Annotated in this window: 17 protein-coding genes; 2 read left to right on the top strand and 15 right to left on the bottom strand. The window is 74.2% G+C overall.

Features of this window, described 5'->3' with window-relative positions; genetic code table 11:
* Nucleotides 1–14: 14 nt before the first annotated feature.
* Nucleotides 15–1,019 (bottom strand): LysR substrate-binding domain-containing protein, encoded by a 1,005-nt coding sequence (locus ABTY04_RS12375; RefSeq protein WP_352213301.1) that lies wholly within the window; start codon nt 1,017–1,019, stop codon nt 15–17.
* A 71-nt stretch (nt 1,020–1,090) separates the two neighbouring features.
* On the opposite strand from ABTY04_RS12375, the gene ABTY04_RS12370 reads away from it, so the two are divergent.
* On the top strand, nt 1,091–2,119 hold the full coding sequence (locus ABTY04_RS12370) for a dihydrodipicolinate synthase family protein (protein ID WP_352213300.1): 1,029 nt from the start codon (nt 1,091–1,093) through the stop codon (nt 2,117–2,119).
* 257 nt (nt 2,120–2,376) lie between these two features.
* Nucleotides 2,377–3,120 (top strand): transglycosylase SLT domain-containing protein, encoded by a 744-nt coding sequence (locus tag ABTY04_RS12365; RefSeq protein WP_352213299.1) that lies wholly within the window; start codon nt 2,377–2,379, stop codon nt 3,118–3,120.
* Between the two features lie 27 nt (nt 3,121–3,147).
* Here the strand turns inward: ABTY04_RS12365 and ABTY04_RS12360 are convergent, their stop codons facing one another.
* The 14 genes from ABTY04_RS12360 to ABTY04_RS12295 form a co-directional block, all read right to left on the bottom strand.
* Nucleotides 3,148–3,522, bottom strand: coding sequence for a 5-carboxymethyl-2-hydroxymuconate Delta-isomerase (locus tag ABTY04_RS12360; protein ID WP_352213298.1), 375 nt, complete (start codon nt 3,520–3,522; stop codon nt 3,148–3,150).
* 60 nt (nt 3,523–3,582) lie between these two features.
* Nucleotides 3,583–4,188, bottom strand: coding sequence for a response regulator (locus ABTY04_RS12355; protein WP_352213297.1), 606 nt, complete (start codon nt 4,186–4,188; stop codon nt 3,583–3,585).
* Entirely contained in the window at nt 4,185–5,483 is a 1,299-nt protein-coding gene (locus ABTY04_RS12350) for a sensor histidine kinase (RefSeq protein ID WP_502996620.1), read from the bottom strand. Before ABTY04_RS12350 ends, ABTY04_RS12355 begins: the two co-directional genes overlap by 4 nt.
* A gap of 3 nt (nt 5,484–5,486) precedes the next feature.
* Nucleotides 5,487–6,206: an ABC transporter permease gene (locus ABTY04_RS12345; protein WP_352213296.1), complete on the bottom strand. Its 720-nt coding sequence runs from the start codon at nt 6,204–6,206 to the stop codon at nt 5,487–5,489.
* A complete protein-coding gene (locus tag ABTY04_RS12340) occupies nt 6,203–7,183 on the bottom strand; it encodes an ABC transporter ATP-binding protein (RefSeq protein ID WP_502996619.1) in 981 nt (326 codons plus the stop codon). Before ABTY04_RS12340 ends, ABTY04_RS12345 begins: the two co-directional genes overlap by 4 nt.
* Nucleotides 7,184–7,282: 99 nt before the next feature.
* A complete protein-coding gene (locus ABTY04_RS12335) occupies nt 7,283–8,110 on the bottom strand; it encodes a nucleotidyltransferase domain-containing protein (RefSeq protein ID WP_352213295.1) in 828 nt (275 codons plus the stop codon).
* A 10-nt stretch (nt 8,111–8,120) separates the two neighbouring features.
* On the bottom strand, nt 8,121–9,041 hold the full coding sequence (locus ABTY04_RS12330; RefSeq protein ID WP_352213294.1) for a phytoene/squalene synthase family protein: 921 nt from the start codon (nt 9,039–9,041) through the stop codon (nt 8,121–8,123).
* 66 nt (nt 9,042–9,107) lie between these two features.
* Complete coding sequence (locus ABTY04_RS12325) at nt 9,108–10,814, bottom strand: serine/threonine-protein kinase (RefSeq protein WP_352213293.1); 1,707 nt, start codon at nt 10,812–10,814, stop codon at nt 9,108–9,110.
* Between the two features lie 27 nt (nt 10,815–10,841).
* The gene (locus ABTY04_RS12320) at nt 10,842–12,410 is read right to left on the bottom strand and encodes a peptide-N4-asparagine amidase (protein WP_502996623.1); all 1,569 of its coding nucleotides are present in this window, start codon (nt 12,408–12,410) and stop codon (nt 10,842–10,844) included.
* 243 nt (nt 12,411–12,653) lie between these two features.
* On the bottom strand, nt 12,654–13,145 hold the full coding sequence (rraA, locus tag ABTY04_RS12315; protein ID WP_352213292.1) for a ribonuclease E activity regulator RraA: 492 nt from the start codon (nt 13,143–13,145) through the stop codon (nt 12,654–12,656).
* Between the two features lie 74 nt (nt 13,146–13,219).
* Complete coding sequence (locus ABTY04_RS12310) at nt 13,220–13,486, bottom strand: GlsB/YeaQ/YmgE family stress response membrane protein (RefSeq protein WP_352213291.1); 267 nt, start codon at nt 13,484–13,486, stop codon at nt 13,220–13,222.
* 78 nt (nt 13,487–13,564) lie between these two features.
* On the bottom strand, nt 13,565–13,873 hold the full coding sequence (locus ABTY04_RS12305) for a hypothetical protein (RefSeq protein ID WP_352213290.1): 309 nt from the start codon (nt 13,871–13,873) through the stop codon (nt 13,565–13,567).
* A 5-nt stretch (nt 13,874–13,878) separates the two neighbouring features.
* Nucleotides 13,879–14,823 (bottom strand): hypothetical protein, encoded by a 945-nt coding sequence (locus tag ABTY04_RS12300; protein ID WP_352213289.1) that lies wholly within the window; start codon nt 14,821–14,823, stop codon nt 13,879–13,881.
* Nucleotides 14,820–15,698 (bottom strand): phosphatase PAP2 family protein, encoded by an 879-nt coding sequence (locus tag ABTY04_RS12295; protein ID WP_352213288.1) that lies wholly within the window; start codon nt 15,696–15,698, stop codon nt 14,820–14,822. The genes ABTY04_RS12300 and ABTY04_RS12295 overlap by 4 nt, the downstream gene beginning before the upstream one ends.
* Nucleotides 15,699–15,788 lie beyond the last annotated feature (90 nt).

Raw genomic sequence — 15,788 nt, 5'->3', positions numbered from 1 at the left:
CGAGGGGAGTTGTGTCACACCACGGAACTCGGAGTGGCGAGTTCCGGTGGTACGGCGGCGCGAAGTGCCGACGCGAAGGCGGCCACGGCAGGGTGGGCGGCGGCGCCGCTGCGGAAGGCGACCTTGGTACGGCGCTCCATGAGCAGACGCGTGAGGGAGACGGCCGGGTCCACGGGCCCCATGACCCCGAGCTGCGGGACGACCGCGACGCCCTGGCCGGCCGCGACCAGGGCGAGCACGGTGGGGAACTCGTCGACGCGGTGGCGGATCCGTGGGGTGAAACCGGCGGCCTGGCAGGCCCGCAGCGCCATGGCGTGGCAGAGGGTGCCGGGAGTGGCGGTGATCCAGGAGGCATCGGCATGGGCCCGCAGGACGGCGCCCTGATCGGCGCCCGGGGCACCGGCTGCGGCTGCGGCTGCGGCTGCGCATGCGGCATCGGCATCGGGTGCCCCGTCGGCCGCGGCCGGCGGGGCCTGCGCCGCCGCTCCGGCCGGGGCGGCCAGGTACATCGCCTCCCGGTAGAGCGGGTCCGTGGCGAGCCCCGGCTCCCGCGGCGCGGGCACGAAATCGTACTCGTGGATCAGGGCGACGTCCAGGTCTCCTGCGCGCAGTGCGTGCGCGACCGCCGCCGGGTCGGTCTCCGACACCATCGGCTCCAGCCCCGGGTGGCGCCGGGCCAGCGTGGCCAGGGCGGCCGGGACGATGGCGCGGATGGCGGTGGGGAAGGCTCCGATGCGCAGGGCGCCGGCCAGTCCGCCGCGCGCCTCGGCGAGATCGGCTTCGGCCTGTTCCAGCCGCTCCAGCACGGCCTCGGCATGCCGGACCAGGTTCTGCCCGGCAGGGGTGAGCCGGACCCGGCGGCCGGTGCGTTCGAGCAGGGGCAGGCCCGCCTCGCGTTCGAGGACGGCGAGTTGCTGGGACACCGCCGAAGGGCTGAAGGCGAGGGCCTCTGCCACGGCGGCGATGGTCCCGCGGCGGGCGAGTTCGCGCAGCAGGCGCAGGCGTCGTACGTCGAGCATCGGCTCAGCTTACGGTTCAGGTAAGAAACGCGAACTGGATTTGACGTTCCGGGCGGATGAAGATCGTGGGCATGACGCAGAACCTCTCCCTGCACGGGATTCACGTACCGCTCGTCACCCCTTTCACACGCGCCGGGGACGTCGCCGCCGACGCCCTGGAGGCACTCGCCCACCAGCTCCTCGACGAGGGCGCCGCCGGGATCGTCGCCCTCGGCACCACGGCCGAGCCCGCCGCCCTCGACGAGGCGGAGCGAGATCTCGTCACCGACGTCTGCGCCCGGGTCTGCCGGGAGCGGGGCGCGATGCTGACCGTGAGCGCCGGGGCGAGCGGCACCCGGGCTGCCGAGGCTTCGCTCGCCCGGCTGGCGAGGTGGCCCGAGGCGCGGGCGGCGCTGGTGACGGTGCCGCCGTTCGTGCGGCCCGGGGCGGCGGGGGTGCTGGCGCACTTCGCGCACCTGGCCGGGGTGAGCCCCGTACCGCTGGTCATCTACCACATCCCGTACCGGACCGGGCAGCCCCTGGACGCGGCCGCACTGCGGGCCCTCGGGGAGCTGCCCGGGGTGGCCGGGCTGAAGTACGCGGGCGGCGGCGTCGGCGAGGAGGCGGTGGCACTGCTCGGGGAGCTGCCGGACGGGTTCGCGGTGCTGGCGGGCGACGACACGTACCTGTCGCCGCTGCTGGCGCTGGGCGCGTCGGGCGGGATCCTCGCCTCGGCGCACCTCGCGACGGCGCGGTACGCGGAGCTGGCGGCGGCCTGGCGGGCCGGTGACGTCCCGCGGGCGCGGGCTCTGGGCCACGGCCTGGCCCGGCTGTCGGCGGCGGTCTTCGCCGAGCCCAATCCGGTGGTGGTCAAGGCGGTGCTCCACGCCCAGGGCCGGATCCCGACGCCGGACGTACGGCTCCCGCTGCTGCCGGCGGGCGAGGCGGCGGTGTCGGCGGCGCTGGAGCGGCTGGCGGAACTCCAGGCCCCTCCTTCGGGACCGGCAACTTGCCGGGAAACGCCCTCCATGGGCGATTCACAAACAACGGGCGGGATGCCCGAATCAGATAGGGGTATGGGCGACTTGTCCGTTTCTCGGAGAGGCTCCGGGAGCTCGTGATGTGAGTCACCCGAATAGGCTCAACATCATTTAAACGGAAGGCGAGATTCCCTTTTCCAGGAAAGGAATTTCGCCATTCCCGGAACGCACCCCCAAGGTCATTTACCACCCCGGAACCGGGAAGTCGATCACCGGGTGGAATTCACGCCTTGTTCCGGTCCGGCGGGCTCGCTTACGGTCACGTCGTTCCCAGCGGGCAGCTGCCGGATCCGGCCGCCGCCAGGGACCCCCCGCACCCGCACGTGAGGAATTCCGCCATGCCCGGACCCGGTAAGCACCGTCGGTCGAAGCAGCGCCCGCTCATCCGCAAGCTGGCCTTCGCCGGCACCGGCGGCGCCGCACTCGCCCTGCCGCTGATCAGCGCGACCACGGCCGGGGCGGCCGTCACACAGCCGGCCGCGGTGCCCGCCGTGAAGACCGCCGCGCTGCCCGCGGTCAAGGTGGCGGCGGCAAAGGCGACCGCTCCCCTGACCTATTCCGTGGCCGTCGGCGACACCCTTTCGAAGATCGCCGCAGAGCATGCGGTGAACGGCGGCTGGCAGGCCCTCTACGAGACCAACCGGAACGCCATCGGAAGCAATCCCTCGGTGATTCGCCCCGGGCTCAAGCTGAGCCTCGGCGCGGCGGCGAAGGCGGCTGCCGCGAAGGCGACTGCGGTGTCCAAGCCGGCCACCTCGTACGCGAACAACCTCGACGGCTGGATCCGCGAGTCGCTGGCCATCATGGCCAAGCACGGAATCCCCGGCTCCTACAACGGAATTCACCGCAATGTGATGCGGGAGTCCTCGGGCAACCCTCGGGCCATCAACAACTGGGACTCCAACGCCGCGGCCGGCATTCCCTCGAAGGGCCTGCTCCAGGTCATCGACCCGACCTTCCGGGCCTACCACGTACCGGGCACCGCCATGGACTCGTACGACCCGGTCGCCAACATCACGGCCGCCTGCAACTACGCGGCGGCCCGCTACGGCTCGATCGACAACGTCAACGGCGCGTACTGACCCGGCAGCGGGCAGGGGCCGTCCCGCTCAGACCCCCGCCCCCGCGTCTCCCACGTACTTGCAGTACGCCGTTCCCAACTCGGTCACGTCCACGGACCAGTGCACGACCGCTCCCGGCGCGGAGCCCGTGTACGTGCGGACCAGATCGAGTACGGCACGGCTCAGTTCGGCCTTCACCTCATCCGTACGGCCGGGCAGCAGAGCCAGCTCGACATGGACGACGGCGTGCTCCGGCGCTCCATCGGCGACGAAGGTCTCCTCGGCGCGCCGGAAGCGGGTCTTGCAGGTGCCGACGGGGGTGCTGACGATCTTCTCGGTCAGCGGGTGCAGGGCGCCCGCGAACCCCCGCCGGTCGAAGGCGTCGGACAGGGATGCGGAGTAGTCCACGGTGATCTGCGGCATCAGGCGCTCCTTCTTCGGGTTCCGGCGTACGCGCCAGTCTGCCCCACTCCGTCCGAGCCCTCAGAGCCAGCCCTGGCGGCGGGCCGCGCGGACGGCCTCCATGCGGTTGCGGGTTCCCGTCTTGCCGATGACCGAGGACAGGTGGTTCCGTACCGTCGACTCCGACAGGTGGACCCTGGCCGCGATGTCGGCCACGGTCGCCCCGTCGGCCGCCGCGTTCAGTACGTCGGCCTCGCGCGCGGTCAGCGGATTCGGACCGGCGCTGAGCGCGGCAGCCGCGAGCGAGGGGTCGATCACCGTCTCCCCGGCGAGCACCCGGCGTATCGCGGCGGCCAGTTCCTCCACCGGCCCGTCCTTGACCAGGAACCCGGCGGCCCCGGCCTCCATCGCCCGGCGCAGGTAGCCGGGGCGCCCGAAGGTCGTCAGGATCAGCACCCGGCAGCCGGGGCAGCGCGTGCGCAGCTCGGCGGCCGCGTCGAGCCCGCTGCGGCCCGGGAGTTCGATGTCGAGCAGGGCCACATCGGGCCGCGCCTCGATCGCGGCGGGCACGATCTCGTCCCCGGCGCCGACCTGCGCCACGACCTCGATGTCCTCCTCCAGCCCGAGCAGCAGGGCCAGAGCGCCGCGCATCATGCCCTGGTCCTCCGCGAGCAGGACCTTGATCATCGGCACTCCTTGTTCTCCGGACCCGCCGGGTTCTCCGGGCTCTGCGCCCCCTCCGGTCCGGCCGGCTCCACCGGGAGTTCGGCGGTGACCCGGAAGCCGCGGCCCGGGCCGGGAGCCGGGCCGCCGGCGAGGGTGCCGCCCGCCGCGGCCAGGCGTTCGGCCAGGCCGGTCAGTCCGCTGCCCGGCGGGGTCGAGCCTACGCCGCCCCCGTCGTCGGTGATCACCAGGGTGACCCGTTCCGCAGAGCTGCGTACCTCGATCTCGCAGGTGGTCGCGCCGCTGTGCCGGATGGCGTTGGTCGCGGCCTCGCGCACCACCCAGCCGAGCAGCGCCGCCGCCTGAGGGGGCAGCGGGGGCCCGGACTGCCGTACGACGGGCTCGATCCCGGCGGCGGTCAGCGCGCTGCGGGCCCGGTCGAGTTCGGCCACGAGGCTGGCTTCGCGGTAGCCGGTGACGGCCTCCCGGATCTCGGTGAGCGCCTGGCGGCCGACGGATTCGATGTCGGCGACCTGGGCGAGGGCCGCGTCCATGTCCCGGGGGGCGATCCGGCGGGCCGCCTCCGACTTCACGACGATCACCGAAAGGGTATGGCCCAGCAGGTCGTGCAGATCGCGGGAGAACCGCAGCCGCTCCTGGTCCACGGCGGCCCGGGCCAGCTCCTGCCGTGTCTCCCGCAGTTCCTTCACCGTCTCGGACAGGGCGAGGATGGCCGCGGTGACCAGCCCGGACACGAGCGTCCCGTAGACGATGCCGAGGACGTCCCGGCCCTCCTCGCGGCCCGCGACCACCCCGGCCAGAGCGGTGACGGCGAACATCACCGGGGCGAGGTGGCGGCCCCGGACCACCGCGCCGGTGGCCAGGCCCCACAGCGGGAAGAACAGCAGCCAGTTGCCCCCGTAGGCGAGCGCGAGGGCGCAGGTGACCGCGCCCAGCGCGGCGAGGCACCAGCGGGTGCTCGCCGCCTCCCGCGCCCGCCGGTCGAAGGCGCGGAACACCAGGGTGATGTAGAGGGAGTTGAAGAGCAGCAGGCCGAGGACGCCGATCCAGGGGTTGGGGGTCTCCCCCTTGATCACGTTGGAGATGGCTCCCATGCCCAGCAGCAGCCACGGCAGCAGCGCGAAGGCATTGGTCGGGCCCATCGGGCCGTGGTCGTGGCCGGGGCCGGGGGCCTCACCGCGGGCCTTGCGGCGCTTCGCCCGTGTCCGCCATCCGGCTTTGCGGGCCTCCCAGTCGGCCTTCCGCTCCCTCGTGATCGCCTGCCCGCCCTGCATCTTCGCTCCCGTTCCCCGCTTCATGCGTCACACCGTCCTCGCGGACCGACGGTACGAGAGCATCGCGTACGAGCCGAACGCCAGGCCCCAGACCGCCAGTACGGCGACCGCGCCCAGGCCGGGGGCCGCCCCGGCGGCGAGGGACTGGCCCATCTCGGCGAACCGCCGCGCCGGGGTGAAGCCGGAGAGGGAGCGCAGCCACTGCGGGAACAGCTCGACCGGGAACCAGAGTCCGCCGGCGATGGAGAGCGCGAGGCTGCAGCCGACGTTGACCAGGCCGGTGGTCTGGGCGGTGAGCCGGTAGCCGTTGCCGATGCCGAGCAGGGTGAAGGGGAGGGCGCCGAGCCAGAGGACGAGGGTGACGGCCGCCCACTGCCAGGCCCCCAGCCGGACTCCGTTGACGAGCGCGCCCGCCGCGAGCACGGCGGCGATGGCGGGCAGCACGATCACCGAGCCGGTCAGGGCCCGGCCCACCACCACCTGCCGCGGGGTCATCGGCGTGACCCGCAGCTGCCGCAGCCAGCCGACGCCCTTGTCCTCGGCGACGCCGGTCCCCGTCGACAGGGCCGCGCCCAGGGCCCCGTAGGCGGCCATGGCCACCATGGAGGCCGTCTTCCATTCGGCCTCGTCGGTGCCGAGGTTGGTGAAGAGCAGGTACATCAGCACCGGCATGCCGATGCCGAAGACGACGAATCCGGTGTCGCGCAGGGCACGGCGGACTTCGAGGCGGACGTAGGCGTTGATCATCGGGCACTCCCCGTGGAAGCGGTGGAAGCGGTTTCGGCGGTGTCGGTGAGGGCGAGGAAGGCCTCGTCGAGCGAGGGCGCGGTGACCTCGATCCCGCGGACGGCGCCCAGTGCGGCGAGGGCGAGGACCGTCGCGTCCGGGTCCTGCGTCCGCAGCCGCGCCCGGTCGCCCCGCACCTCCACGGAGACCACCCCGGGCAGTTCGGCGAGGCCCTCGGTGGGGCGCCCGGCCAGGTCGACGCAGACCAGCGACCCGCCGGCGACGCGGCGCAGCTGCTCCGCCGTGCCGTCGGCGACGATCCGCCCGCGGTCGACGACCACGATCCGGTCGGCGTGGGCGTCGGCCTCCTCCAGGTAGTGCGTGGAGAACAGGACCGTGTTGCCACGCCGGGCGTAGCCGCGCATCGACTCCCAGAAGGCGCGGCGGGCCTCCACGTCGAGGGCGGCGGTCGGCTCGTCGAGCACGATGAGCTCCGGGTTGCCTGCGAGGGCGACGGCGAAGCGGACGCGCTGGGCCTGGCCGCCGGAGAGCCGGTCGATGCGCCGGCCGGCGAGTTCCGTGAGCCCGGCGAGCTCCAGCGCCTCGGCGACCGGCATGGGGGCCGGGTAGGTCCGGGCCACGAAGCCGACGAGCTCGCGCACGGTGATCCGCGGTACGGCGCGCCCCTCCTGGAGCATGGCGCCCACCCGGCCGGCCCCGACCACCTGCCCGGGGGCCTGGCCGAAGAGCCGTACGCTGCCCGCGTCGGGCTCGTCCAGGCCGAGCAGCAGCGCGATGGTGGTGGACTTCCCGGCACCGTTGCGGCCGAGCAGGGCGACCGTCTCGCCGCGCCGGACGTCGAGGTCGATGCCGGCGACGGCGTGGACGGGGCCGAAGGCCTTGGCGGCCGCCCGGAACCGGATCGCGGGCTCGTCGTGTGGTGTGTCCGTCGTGCGCGTCGGCCGCGGCGTCCGTGTCGCCTTCGTCGTCTGTGTCATGCCCACCACGCTATGGACCGCGGCGGCTCCCCGGCAGATCCGCATGTACGGACCCCACCGGTACAAATGTCCTGGCCCGGCGGTCCGCGAGCCGGGGGCCTACGGGCCCAGCCGGAGGCCGGCCTCGATGGCGGGCTCGACGAACGCGATGGTGTCGCGCACCCGTGCGGCCGGGTCGGAGTCGTAGCCGGGTGAGGGGATGCCGGCTCCGTTCCGGATGCGGAGGGCTTCGTTCACGATCGGGTGCCACTCCGTGCCGAAGGCGGTCAGGGCGTGCCGGCCGGCGCCCCCCTTGGACGTGAGGCGGCCGGTGGCCAGCAGGTGGTGCAGCCGGGCGACGCCCAGCACGAACCACTCCGTCAGCCCTTGCGCCCGCTCCGCCGGCCCGGACGCGACGGCCCCTTCTCCGGCGCGCAGTTTCGCGAGCGACGGCAGCCAGTAGTCGCGGAGGTTGCCGTGGGAGTACGTGCGCAGCGCCGTTTCGTCGGCCCACACGTCGCCGGGCCCGAGCCGGGGACCGCGCAGGGTGATCGCGCCCCGGGCGAGTTCGTGCCAGGTCACGGGGTTGACGCCGAAGCGGCCGGCGGGCTGGAACTCCCATTCCCCGATGCACGGCACGTCCGGGCAGTCGGCCGGCGGACCGGCCAGATCGGCGCGGGTGACGTGGAGTCCGTCGAAGTACGGGCGCGGGTGGTGGCGGCCGAGCTCGGTGAGGGCCTCGCCGAGGCGCCGGACGACGTGGTCGGCCGGACGCCCGCTCAGCACCGCGACGAAGTCGATGTCGCTGCGTCCCGGGCGGTAGTCCCCGTAGGTGAGCGAGCCGTGCAGGTACAGCCCCTCGACGAGTCCGGGTACCGCCCGGTCGGCGGCTTCCAGGTAGGCACCGGCCGAGCGGCGGACCTCGGGGGGCAGGGACGGCGAAGGCATGGTGATCAGGCTAGTCGGCCGTAACCGGCCGACGGGAGCGGGCGCGGGCGCGGGCCAGGGTGCGCAGGGGGGCCGCCAGACCGTAGCCGACGTCCTTGCGCAGGGCCTGGACGCCGGCCCGCTCCACGGCGGTCAGCTGGTGTCCCATGAGCTCCGACATGGTGGCGATCACGGGGCGCAGGCCCGGCTCGACCAGGTCGAGGATGCCGTCGGTGGCGTCGAGGGCGGTGCGGGCGCGCCGGGTTTCGGCGGCGAGGAGAGCACGTACGGCCGGGGTGTCGCGGGCCTGTTCGAGGTCGGCCCGAGTGACGGAGTGCTCGGCGAGGCGGGCGCGCGGGAGGCAGAGCCGGCCCTGTGCCAGGTCTCCGGCGAGGTCGGCGAGGAAGTCGACCCGCTGGGCGGCGTCCACGAACCGCCGCCACCCGGAGGCCTGTTCCTCGTCGGGGCCGCCCTGGTACTGGAGTCCGGTGAAGACGAGCACCCCGGGCCAGGCGTAGGCGTCCAGGTAGAACTGGAAGTCCTCCTCGGTGTCGAAGCCGTCGAAGCGGGCCTCGGCGGTGGCGGCGCCGTCCAGGAACCGGGAGACCCAGTGCACGGGCAGCCCGCGGGAGGCGACGGCGTGGGCGTATGCGCGCAGCAGCGGGTCGGGGCTGTCGCCGGTCTCCAGGGCCGTCTCCACCTGTGCGGAGAGCGCGGCCAGACCGGCGGAGCGCTCCTGCGGCGTACCGGTCTCGGCCACGTCGTCGACGAGGTTCATGAAGGCCACCCCCGCCGTCAGCCAGGGCACCAGCGGCGGCGCGGCGAGCAGGCGCAGCGTCACGTACGGGGCCGGCTCGCGCCGCAGGACCCGGCGGGCGACGTGCGTGTAGTCGTCGCGCAGCCGGGGGCTGCGGATACCGGCCCGTGTCAGGGTGGTGCGCCAGCTGGGCATGGTGGGGGTGCTCCTCGAACCGTGAAGGACCGTACGCGGGTTCGATGTGCGTACGGGTACACGATGTCAGGAGCGGTAGACCTTCTTCACCTTGCCCTGGGTGTCGGCGTAGAGGTAGCCGCCCTGGCCGTACTCGTCGCTGAGGTAGGGCCGCATGGACGGGGTCTGGTCGAAGAGCCAGGGCTCGACGATGACGTAGCGCGAGGTCGGGTTGGCCACGCCGAGCTCCTGCTTGGCCTGGTCGAGGAGGCCGGGCAGCGCGTCCCAGTTGACGCCCGCCATGTCGATCAGCGGCTCGTCCGGTTTGACGGTGCCGCCGGGGCCGGTGCGCTTCGCCTCGCCGTCGCGGTACTCGTAGCGGTCGTAGGTCTTGGCTCCGGGGCCGGTGGGGATGGAGGCGAGCACGTACTCCTCGTAGACCGTCATCTCCACGAACTCGGTGGTGCCGGACTTCTGCTTGAGGGCGTCGAGCGCGGTCCGCACATTGGCGGGGGTGAGCAGGGTGCCCTTGGGGGCGGCCACGGGGCTGCCGTTCGCCTTGGGGGTGCTCGCCTTGGTGCTGGGGGCCGTGGAGGAGGCCGCACTCGCGGCGGTGCCGCCGCCCTTCGCCTCGCCGTTGCCGCCGCCGGAGTGGCCGTCGGGGAGCAAGTTGACGATGCCGATCGCACCGCCGGCCAGGGCCACCGCGAGGATGCCTACGATCAGCGCCGGGCGTCGGCGCGGGGTGCGCACGGCCGGGACGGGCGTGGTGGTCGAGTACGGGGAGCCGCCACCGGGGGTGAACGGCGGCGGGGAGTAGGGCTGCGGGATCGGGGTCTGGTGAAGCTGGGGTTGGTGGGGCTGAGGCTGCGGTATCGCGGCCTGTGTGCTCGGCGGCCCGTACTGGCCCAGGATCACCGGGGGCGTGACCGGAGTGGCGCCGCCGAGAGCAGTGCTCGCGTCACGGAGCATTTGTTCCAGCTGCGCCGCGTCGGGCCGCACGGCCAGGTCCCGTACGAGCAGCCGCTCCAGTACGGGGCCCAGCGGGCCGGAGCGCACCGGGGCCGGGATCGGGTCGTCGAGCACGGCGACGACGGTGGCCAGGCTGGTGGCCCGGCGCAGCGGATGGACGCCCTCCGCGGCCACGTAGAGCAGCATGCCGAGCGACCACAGGTCGGAGGCCGCCAGCCCCTCCTCGCCGCGTGCGCGCTCCGGCGCGATGTACTCCGGCGAGCCGATGAGCACGCCGGTGGAGGTGAGGGCCGTCGAGCCGTGCAGGGCGGCGATGCCGAAGTCGGTCAGCACGGCCGAGCCGTCGGGGCGCAGCAGCACGTTGGCCGGCTTCACATCGCGGTGGAGCACGCCCTCGGCGTGCGCGGCCCGCAGGGCGGACAGCACGTCGAGGCCGAGCCGCAGCACGTCGGCGACGGGCATCGGCCCCGACTCCAGCTTGTCGTGCAGGGAGCCGCCCTTGACCAGCTCCATCACGATCCACGGATGTCCGACCGCGGCGTCGGCGGGCTCGACGATGTGGTGGATCGTCACCACGTGCGGGTGCGCGAGCCGGGCGAGTGCCCGGGCCTCGCGGATGGCGCGTTCGCGCAGCTGGACCGTGAGCCCGGGCGTTGCCGCGGCGGTCGCCGGGTCCGGCGGGCGCACCTCCTTGAGCGCGACGTCGCGGTGCAGTGCGATGTCACGGGCGCGCCACACCGTGCCCATGCCGCCGGCGCCCAGGGGGGCGATCAGTTCGAAGCGGCCGTCGACCAGCTGTCTTTCGGCCTCACTCATGTCCATGGCCGGACATCGTAGGCGCCGCCACTGTCAGCAGCGTCGGCGGTCCACCGTCACGGTGCCCTGGACGGTGCCGAGGGTGCGGTCGTAACAGCCGCCGACCGTTTGCGACCCGTACAGCTGGTAGTGCTCGGAGCTGGTGCCGACCGCGTGCCGCTGCTCGCGCGGGACGTTCGCCGTGTAGGCGGCGTCGCCCGTGTACCGGTCGTCGAGCCGGGTCCGGTCCACGGTCCGGCCGCCGCGCAGGGTGGCCGTCTCGGCGCGGTCGCCGAGGGCGATGACGGTGCGCATCCGGTCCGCGGCGCCGAGGGTGGTCTCGCCGTCCATCGTGTACGTGCGCGCGGTGCGGACGGTGGTGGCCCCGCGGGTCACGTCCTCCTCGTCGGTCCAGGCGGCGGTCAGGGCGTCCTGGTTCTCGCCCTCCGTCCAGCGGTGCACGGAGGTGTTGTGCACGGCGCGGGTGACGGTGGTGGTGACCCGGCCGTGGGAGGTGTCGAGCCGGCCGGCGACGGTGAGACGGTGGCCGCCCTCGGTGTCCAGGCGGTGCTGGGTACCGGGCGTCCAGCGGGCGGAGTTGGCCGGTTCGCCCTCCTCGTGCCGGGTGAGGGAACCCGTGACGACCGGGCGGCCCTCGTCCTGCCACAGGAGGAGGTTCGTCGGGGTGCTCCAGCCGCTCTGCCCGGCCGGGACGCCGGCGACGGACACCTCGATCCGGTGCGGGCGGCCGTCGTTGAGGAGCGCGGCGTACGGGGTGAGGTCGTAGACGATCGGCTGGACGTCGAACGCTCGGGGCGCGGGGGTGACGTACCAGAGGAAGGGGTTCGACCAGCCGCCGGTCCACACGGTCGGGAAGGGGGCGGCGATGCCGGCGAGCTGCCCGTCGACGGAGATCCGGACCTCGCGGTAGGGGCCGTCTGCGGCCTTGCAGGAGTACGGGGCGGCGTCGGGGGCGGTCATGTACCAGTACTCCTCGCAGCCACCGCCGGAGCCGGTGGCGTACACCTCGGCGAGGAGCCGCTCGGTGTTGCGCGGGGTGGTGACGGACGGGCCGGCGAGCGGGAGGACGCGGTCGGGGGTGCCGGGGGCGGGGGCGTGCCGGTCCCGGTCGGCCGCGTAGAAGGTGAGGGTGACCTTGACGTCGATGACGCCGGTGTAGGTGTCGTTGACGACGTTGCCGATCAGCATCTCCACGGGCTGTGGCCGGCTCAGGGTGTCGCGGTAGCGGGTGACGTCCTTCTCGACGGACCAGGTGATGCCGTCGGGCGAGGGCTCGGGGGTGGAGGTCCGCAGGATCTCGACGCCGCCGAGGGAGAGGTGGCCGAGGCGGTCGTACTGGCGGCCCTTGACCTTGCCGTCGAGGCGCAGGACGACCTTGGCCCAGGCCCCGCCGCATGCCGCCGGGGGCGTGTAGCTCCCGAGATAGGGGGTGTAGTCGCGGAACTGCGCCTCGGCGAGGGTCACCTCGCAGGACCGGGTCGCGGGCCGCGCGACGGGCGGGGCGGCGGTGAGGGGGTCGTGCCAGTCGCTCCCGAACTCGGCGGGCGGCTCGGCGGCGGCAGCGGGCCGGGGTGCGGCCGGGCCGGCCCCTGGGCCCGGCAGGCCCGCCCGGGCCGCATCCGGGGCGCCGTGGGCCCCGTTCGCGCGTGCGGCCGGCCCGGCCGCGGCCGCGGGTCCCGCGGCGGCGGCCAGGGTGCCCGCCGCGAGCGCGAGCGCGCCGAGCAGGCCCGTGATCCTGTGTCGTCTCATGGCCCCGCAGTGAATCCCGGCCCACCGGACCGGCACCAGGGGTCCCGCCCCGCCCGTGGCCGGATCTCGCCCCCCCGAAGGCCGCCGCCTGCCGGGTCAGGCGGTGGGAAGGACGACCGTGCCGTCGTCGTCCGCGTGGACCGTGTCCCCCGGGCGGAACGTGGCTTCGCCGATGGTGACCGGTACGTCCACGGTGCCCGCGCCCGTCTTGCCGCTCTTGCGGGGGACCGTGCCCAGTGCCTTGATGCCGAGGTCGAGTCCGCCGAGCGCGACGCTGTCGCGGACCGCACCGTTGATGATCAGTCCCGCCCAGCCGTTGCGCTGCGCCGCTCCGGCGATGAGGTCGCCGGTCAGGGCCGTGCGCAGGGAGCCGCCGCCGTCCACGACGAGGACCGCGCCCTCGCCCGGCGTGTTGACCAGCTCGCGCAGCAGCGCGTTGTCCTCGTGGCACGAGACGGTCCGCACCGGGCCCGCGAAGAGCCGGCGCCCGCCGAACTGGCGGAACGGCGTGGTGCAGATGGCCAGGCCCTCACCGTGCTCGTCGTACAGGTCGCTGGTGGGGACGGGGGTGACCGGGGTGACGCTCATGTGGCTCGGGGCTCCTCGCAGCTCGTACGTCGCGCCGTGCGGCCCCAGCGTAGGCGGTGGGGCCGCGGCGCGGCTCAGTCGCGGGAGTTGCCGAACAGGATCCGGTAGCCGATGAGCAGCACGAGCGAGCCCGCGATCGCGGAGCCCCAGGTGGCGGGGTCGTAGAACTCGTGCCCGATCGGCTTGTCCAGGAACTTCGCGGAGAGCCAGCCGCCGGTGAAGGCTCCGGCGATGCCGATGAGCGTGGTCCCGATGAGGCCGCCCGGATCACGGCCGGGCAGCAGGAACTTGGCTATGGCTCCGGCCAGCAGCCCCAGGACGATCCAACTGACGATCCCCATGGTCGTTCACTCCGCTTCGCTCGTACGTGGCTGTTCGCGTTCTCACCGGGGAGGACGCGAACAGCAGCGAAACGGTTCTCAGCAGCGGCGCAGCCGTACGAGCGCGACCCCGGCGGCCACCACCGCGGCCGCCGCGAGGCCACCGCGCGACCGCCGTGCGAGCACCGCCCGGCTCGACCGGTGGGAGAGCACGGAGCAGTGTGACTGCGCGGAGAGGGGGGAGCCCGTGCTCAGCCACGAACCCACGGAGCCGATCGAGAACGCGGAGCCGACGGACCCGACCGACAGCACACTGCCGACGGAGCCGATGGAGAGGACCGAACCCACCGAACCGATGGACAGCACCGATTTCCTGGACCAGAGCGAGAGGAACGATCCGTCAGCCATGGGCGTCATGCTGCCACACGGCTGATCGGCCCGGCGGCGGATCCCGCGTCCGGCGCCTCGGCGGATGCGGGTGCAGATGCGGGTGGGAGCGTGGATCCGGAGCCGGCTGCGGGCGTGGACACGGGCGCGGTGCCCGTGGCCGTCCGCGTCAGCAGCAGCACCCCGCGCGCCGCCGCCAGCGCCCCGGCCACGGCGAACAGGAGCCCCACCGCGCCGCCCTGGAGGCGTTCGCCGAGCAGGACCATGCCGATGGCGGCAGCGGCCAGCGGGTTGGCCAGGTTCACCACGGCGAGCGGCGCTCCGAGCCCGCCCCGGTAGGCCCGCTGCGACAGGAGCATCCCGCCGACCGCGAACACCACGACGAGCAGGGCCACGGCGACGACCCGCACACTGAGCAGGGGTCCGCCGCGGCCGCCCGCGACGGCCACCGTCTGCGTCAGGGCGGAGGCCACGGCGGAGGCCAGTCCGGACGCCGTCGCGTGCCGCAGCCCCGAGCGCACGTCCCTGCGTACGGTCAGCAGCACGATCACGGCGGCGGTGGCCCCGGACACGGCGAGCGCCTCGGCCAGGCTGAGGGTGTCGTCCGGGGCCGGTCCGGAGGCCGGGAGCAGGAGCAGGCCGAGCCCGACGACGGTGGCCAGGGTGCCCCGCCATTCGGTGGCCGCGACCCGGCGGCCGGCTCCGCGGGCTCCGAGCGGGACGGCGGCGACGAGGGTGAGCGCGCCGAGCGGCTGGACCAGAGTCAGCGGCCCGTAGCGCAGGGCGGCCGCGTGCAGCAGCGCGGCGCCGGCGTTCAGCCCGGCCGACCACCACCAGGCCCCGTTGCCGAGCAGGGCTCCGGCGCTGCGGGCCACGGCGGCGCGTGCGAGCCGCTCCTGGGCCACTGCGGCGGCCGCGTAGGCCACGGCCGAGGCCAGGCAGAGCGCGACGGCGAGGACAGTGGCGTTCATCGGCCGGCCCCCGCGACCTCTGCCGGGGCCTCCTGTGCCGTACGGGCCCGCTGAGCCGCCCGGGGCGCCCCGGCAGCGCTCTGCGGGCCCGGCAGGTGCCGTACGACGGGCAGCGAGCCGGTACGGACCCGCGGGCGCGGGACGACCAGCAGCGCCCCGCCGAGCAGCACGGCGGCGACGGCGGCGTCGAGCCAGTAGTGGTTGGCGGTGCCGACGATCACGAGCAGCGTCGCCAGCGGGTGCAGCAGCCACAGCACGCGCAGGCGGGACCGGGTGGCGGCGATCATGCCGAGCGCCAGCATCAGCGCCCACCCGAAGTGCAGGGAAGGCATGGCGGCGAACTGGTTGGCCAGGGTGTCCGCGGCGGGCGCGGCCCGGTACACGGAGGGCCCGTAGACCTGCCCGGTGTCGACGAGGTGGGCCGCGTCGAGCATCCGCGGCGGGGCGAGCGGGAAGGCGAGGTGCAGCGCGAGGGCGGCGCCGGTCAGAACGGCGAGCACGCGCCGGGCCCACTGATAGTGGCCGGGTCTGCGCAGGTACAGCCAGATCAGGAAGAGGACGGTGGCCGGGAAGTGCACGGCCGCGTAGTAGGTGTTCGCGGTGTGCACGAGGGCGTCCCCGGCCCCGCCGCCGTCGGCCCCGTGCAGGAGCAGCCGCTGGATCGCGCCCTCGCCGGGCAGGTGCAGGGTGCGTTCGGCATCCCAGATCCGGCCGGCGTTGCGCAGCGCCTCGTCGGCACGGTCCGTGGAGAGCATCCGGCCCGCCTTGTACACGGCGAACAGGCCCGCGACGAGCAGCAGCTCGCGTATGAGGCGGCGCCGCTGCCCGGTTCCCGGGCCGTCGGCCGGCCCGGCAGGTGTGGTGTGGGAGCTCATTCCCCCGCTCTCTCTTCCTGTGCTCGCGCGCCGCCTGTACGCGGATGGCCACGCGGTGGGTGCGCCGCTGCGCGGCGGCCGGCCTCGACC

It is taken from the genome of Streptomyces sp. NPDC097981 (assembly GCF_040302565.1).
Lineage (GTDB): Bacteria > Actinomycetota > Actinomycetes > Streptomycetales > Streptomycetaceae > Streptomyces.
Note: the sequence above shows the minus strand (reverse complement) of the source record. Positions and strands in the feature narration are given on the sequence as shown.

Bases quoted from the DNA above. Each gene is read 5' to 3' on its own strand.
- ABTY04_RS12365 (WP_352213299.1), top strand. From the start codon at position 2,377: ATGCCCGGACCCGGTAAGCACCGTCGGTCGAAGCAGCGCCCGCTCATC.
- rraA (WP_352213292.1), bottom strand. From the start codon at position 13,145: ATGAGCGTCACCCCGGTCACCCCCGTCCCCACCAGCGACCTGTACGAC.
- ABTY04_RS12360 (WP_352213298.1), bottom strand. From the start codon at position 3,522: ATGCCGCAGATCACCGTGGACTACTCCGCATCCCTGTCCGACGCCTTC.
- ABTY04_RS12335 (WP_352213295.1), bottom strand. From the start codon at position 8,110: ATGCCTTCGCCGTCCCTGCCCCCCGAGGTCCGCCGCTCGGCCGGTGCC.
- ABTY04_RS12340 (WP_502996619.1), bottom strand. From the start codon at position 7,183: ATGACACAGACGACGAAGGCGACACGGACGCCGCGGCCGACGCGCACG.
- ABTY04_RS12350 (WP_502996620.1), bottom strand. From the start codon at position 5,483: ATGAAGCGGGGAACGGGAGCGAAGATGCAGGGCGGGCAGGCGATCACG.
- ABTY04_RS12295 (WP_352213288.1), bottom strand. From the start codon at position 15,698: ATGAGCTCCCACACCACACCTGCCGGGCCGGCCGACGGCCCGGGAACC.
- ABTY04_RS12375 (WP_352213301.1), bottom strand. From the start codon at position 1,019: ATGCTCGACGTACGACGCCTGCGCCTGCTGCGCGAACTCGCCCGCCGC.
- ABTY04_RS12370 (WP_352213300.1), top strand. From the start codon at position 1,091: ATGACGCAGAACCTCTCCCTGCACGGGATTCACGTACCGCTCGTCACC.
- ABTY04_RS12305 (WP_352213290.1), bottom strand. From the start codon at position 13,873: ATGGCTGACGGATCGTTCCTCTCGCTCTGGTCCAGGAAATCGGTGCTG.
- ABTY04_RS12310 (WP_352213291.1), bottom strand. From the start codon at position 13,486: ATGGGGATCGTCAGTTGGATCGTCCTGGGGCTGCTGGCCGGAGCCATA.
- ABTY04_RS12345 (WP_352213296.1), bottom strand. From the start codon at position 6,206: ATGATCAACGCCTACGTCCGCCTCGAAGTCCGCCGTGCCCTGCGCGAC.
- ABTY04_RS12300 (WP_352213289.1), bottom strand. From the start codon at position 14,823: ATGAACGCCACTGTCCTCGCCGTCGCGCTCTGCCTGGCCTCGGCCGTG.
- ABTY04_RS12325 (WP_352213293.1), bottom strand. From the start codon at position 10,814: ATGGACATGAGTGAGGCCGAAAGACAGCTGGTCGACGGCCGCTTCGAA.
- ABTY04_RS12330 (WP_352213294.1), bottom strand. From the start codon at position 9,041: ATGCCCAGCTGGCGCACCACCCTGACACGGGCCGGTATCCGCAGCCCC.
- ABTY04_RS12355 (WP_352213297.1), bottom strand. From the start codon at position 4,188: ATGATCAAGGTCCTGCTCGCGGAGGACCAGGGCATGATGCGCGGCGCT.